2 protein-coding genes are annotated in these 3,761 nt (G+C 70.2%); both read right to left on the reverse strand.

What is annotated here, in order from left to right:
- Positions 1-373: 373 nt before the first annotated feature.
- A complete protein-coding gene (locus ABZT49_RS17035) occupies positions 374-2,140 on the reverse strand; it encodes an ABC transporter ATP-binding protein (RefSeq protein ID WP_355287364.1) in 1,767 nt (588 codons plus the stop codon).
- A 233-nt stretch (positions 2,141-2,373) separates the two neighbouring features.
- Positions 2,374-3,723, reverse strand: a complete 1,350-nt coding sequence (locus ABZT49_RS17040; RefSeq protein WP_355287366.1) for an MFS transporter — start codon at positions 3,721-3,723, stop codon at positions 2,374-2,376.
- Between the last annotated feature and the right edge of the window lie 38 nt (positions 3,724-3,761).

Here is a 3,761-nt window from a genome sequence, read left to right on the forward strand (position 1 = left end):
CGGGTGGTCGCGGGGGAGGGGATCCCGGGGTGATCGCCGTCGAGTGCGAAGCGGCACCCTCGATGTCGCACCCTCCGCGTCATCCCGGCGCTCGGCGCAGCCGAGAACCCGGGATCCATAAACGCCGATAGCTCAAAATATGGCAGAGCGCGTCGAGCGGGGTTCTGCACCGTCAGCGGTTATGGATCCCGGGTTCCGCTACGCGGCCCCGGGATGACGCGGAGGATGTGGACGAAGTCGGTTCACGCGAACAGGCTCGTGCAGTGGCCAAAGTCTTTCCCGACGACAAAACGCCGGCTCACGCGATGTGAGCCGGCGCCAGTCCCCGCGAAGGGGAGTTTTTCGGAACAAAGCCCTGCCGGGCGTGCAGCCTCTACGCCGCCTCGCGCGACAGCTTGATCGTCTCGCGCTGGATCAGGTCGCGGTAGAAGCCGTCGAGATGCACCAGCCGGTCCGGAGAGCCGTCCTGGATCACCTGACCGCCGTCGAGCACCACGATCCGGTCGAAGTCCTTCAGGGTCGAGAGACGGTGCGCGATGGCGATGGTGGTGCGGCCCTTCATCAGGTTGCCGAGCGCCTCGCGGATCGCCTCCTCCGACTCGGTGTCGAGCGCCGAGGTCGCCTCGTCGAGGAGCAGGATCGGCGAGTTCTTCAGGATGGCGCGGGCCACCGCGATGCGCTGGCGCTGGCCGCCCGAGAGCTTCACGCCGCGGTCGCCCACGATGGTGTCGAAGCCGCCCGGCAGGTCGTTGATGAAGTCGGTGCAGCGGGCGGCCGCCGCGGCGGCCCACACGTCCTCGTCGGAGGCGTCCGGCCGGCCGTAGCGGATGTTCTCGCGCAACGAGCGGTGGAACAGCGAGATGTCCTGCGGCACCACCGTGATCGCCTCGCGCAAGCTCTCCTGCGTGACCCGGCCGATATCCTGGCAGTCGATCAGGATGCGGCCGCCCTGCGGGTCGTAGAAGCGTTGGAGCAGGGTGAACAGGGTCGACTTGCCGCCGCCGGAGCGGCCGACGAGGCCGACGCGCTGACCGGGCTGGATGTCGAGGTTGAAGTCGCCGAACACCTCGCGGCCGTCGGGATAGTTGAACGCCACGTTCTCGAAGGTGATGCGGGCGCCCTCGCCGACGAGGGGTTTCGCCTCCGGGTGGTCGCGCAGGTCGTGCGGCTGCAAGAGCGTGCGCAGGGCCTCCGACAGGCGGGCGGTGTGCTGGGTGACGTCGACGAGTGCCACCGCGAGGTCGCGGGTCGCCGCCAGGATGGTGATGCCGAGCGTGCAGACCAGCACCACCTGGCCGGCGGTGGCCGCGCCCTGCTGCCACATCTGGATCGCCCAGTAGAGCAGGCCGAGCACCGCCACGACGGTGATCAGGGCGTGCATGATCCGCAGGCGCTCGAGGTAGAGGAGCGAGCGGCGCCGCGCCTTCATCTCGGTGCCGATGGTCTCGTCGAAGCGGGCGAACTCGCGCTTGTAGGCCGAGAACGCCCGCACGAGCGGCATGTTGCTCACGAGGTCGACCATCTCGCCGTCGACGGAGGCGGCCTTCTCGGCGAAGTCGTGGTGCAGCGGCTTGCCGGCGGCGGCGATGCGGAACATCAGCACCACCACGCCGCCGCAGATGACGAGCAGGCCGAGCGCCATCGCCACGCTGACGCTGCCGACATAGAGGATCGCGCCGAATGCCGCCGCGCAGGGCGGCATCACGTTCCACACGAACATGTTCTCGGCGGTGAAGATCGCGTTCGAGGTCGCGGTGATGCGGCTCGCCAGCGTGCCGGGCTGCCGATCCGCGAAGTAGGACGGCGAGTGGCCGGTCAGGTGCTGGAACAGGTCCCGGCGGACGTCGCCGGTGACCTTCACGAAGGTGAAGCTGGCGATCAGGCTCGCCACCCGCCACAGCATGTTGTCGGCGGCGATGAAGCAGATCAGCACGGTAAGCGCCGGCCAGATCAGGTGGTTGTTCTCGGGTCCCTTGCCGAGGGCGTCGACGACGCCCTTCAGGCCGTACTGGGTGCTCACCGAGCAGGCCACGGCGCCGAGCACGGCGACCAGGATGGCCGCGTGGGGCACGATGCGGCGGCGCAGGTAGCGGGCCACGAAGGCCCAGGGCCGGTTGGCGTACGCGCAGAGGTCATCCATCGTGGCGATCGATCCCGGTTCTTCGCACGCGTGCGGCCCACGGTCGGGAGAGGGACGGGATGCAAGAATCCCGCCGCGATCTCTCCACCCTCTCCCGCAGGCCCCACCCGCTTCTCGCAACGCGCAAGCGTCACCTTATGTTGCAGGCGAATGGTGCTGCGTGATCGTTTAATCCGCCGATTCTGAACGGGAGTTGAGCGGCGCTGCGATGCACACCGTTGTCCCGTACCCCTTCAGTCCCCCTTGGACCGCCGCGTCTCCGGCATGATCGCGACGATCAGCACGAGGGCGGCGAAGGCCACCGCCGAGAGGCCCAAGAAGGCGGCGTGGGAGCCGAAATGGTCGGCCATGTAGCCGGACAAGGTGGTGCTGGCGGCGGCGCCGAGGCCCATCGCGGTGCCGACGGCGCCGAGCGCCATGTTGAAACGGCCGGTGCCGCGGGTGCAGTCGGCCACGACCAGCGGCACCATCACGCCGAGCACCGCGGCCGAGATGCCGTCGAACACCTGCACCGCCACCAGCAATTCCGGCGCATCCGTGTAGGCGAAGAGCAGGCCGCGGATCGGCAGGGCGGCGAAGCCGAGGATCAGGAGCGGGCGGCGGCCATAGGCCTGGGCGGCGCGGCCGACCGCGGGCGCGATCAGCGCCATCACCAGCTGCGGGGCCATGATGCAGGCGGCGATCAGGATGGTGGCGGTCTGGCTCGTGCGCACCGTCAGCACGCTGCCGACGAGCGGCAGCATCGCCGCGTTGGCGACGAAGAACAGGGTGATGCAGGCGGCAAAGCACAGGAGAGCCCGGTTGGTGACGACGAGCTTCAGGCTCTCCCAGCCGCTCGGCGCCTTGGCACCCTCGGGGGCTTGCGGGCGCACCAGGTCGATCTCGCTCGCCCGGACGAACCACAGGGCGGCGAGCGTCGGCAGCGCGAGCGCCGCCGTGACGTAGAACACCGCCTCGCTCGACAGATAGTAGCCGCAGGCACCCATGCCGGCGGCGGCGAGCGCGTTGCCGATCGAGGAGAAGCGGGCGTTGCGCCCGAGCCGCTCGCCGAGGCCCGCATGGCCCACGAGGCCGAGGCTGATCGCCGCGATGGCCGGCGTGAGCGTGCAGCTCGCGATCGAGTGCGCCGCCATCGAGAGCGCCACGATCAGGAAGGTCGGGAACAGCGCGAGGCCGGCGGCCGAGGCGCCGATCACCGCCACCGACAGGGCGGCGACGAAGCGCTTCGAGCGCACCCAGTCGACGAAGGCGCCGCCGGGTACCTGCCCGAACAGGCTGAACAGCCCGCCGATGGTGAGGACCAGCCCGATATCGGACTGGGTCCAGCTCTGCGAGGTGAAGTAGACCGCCACGAACGGGCCGAAGCCGGTCTGGAGGTTGGCGACGAAGAACGTGAAGGCGTCGAGCCCGCGGCTGCTGGTGAGCGAGGGCGCCGGCTTCTCCCGCCGCCGGCCCAGGGACGCGCCGGCCCGGTCCCGGTCGCGGGCCGAATCCGGGCGGGGATCCGGCCGCGTCTCGGTGCGGGGGACCTCCCGGTCGCGGTGGGCGAGGGGGCGGCGATGGGCCGGGCGCGGTCGCGTCATTTGTCCGGCGGGTTGCGCGACGCGGCCTCGTCGGGGGC

This window comes from Methylobacterium sp. EM32, assembly GCF_040593685.1.
Lineage (GTDB): Bacteria > Pseudomonadota > Alphaproteobacteria > Rhizobiales > Beijerinckiaceae > Methylobacterium.

Coding starts and splice junctions, on each gene's coding strand:
- ABZT49_RS17040 (WP_355287366.1), bottom strand. CDS start 3,723: ATGACGCGACCGCGCCCGGCCCATCGCCGCCCCCTCGCCCACCGCGAC.
- ABZT49_RS17035 (WP_355287364.1), bottom strand. CDS start 2,140: ATGGATGACCTCTGCGCGTACGCCAACCGGCCCTGGGCCTTCGTGGCC.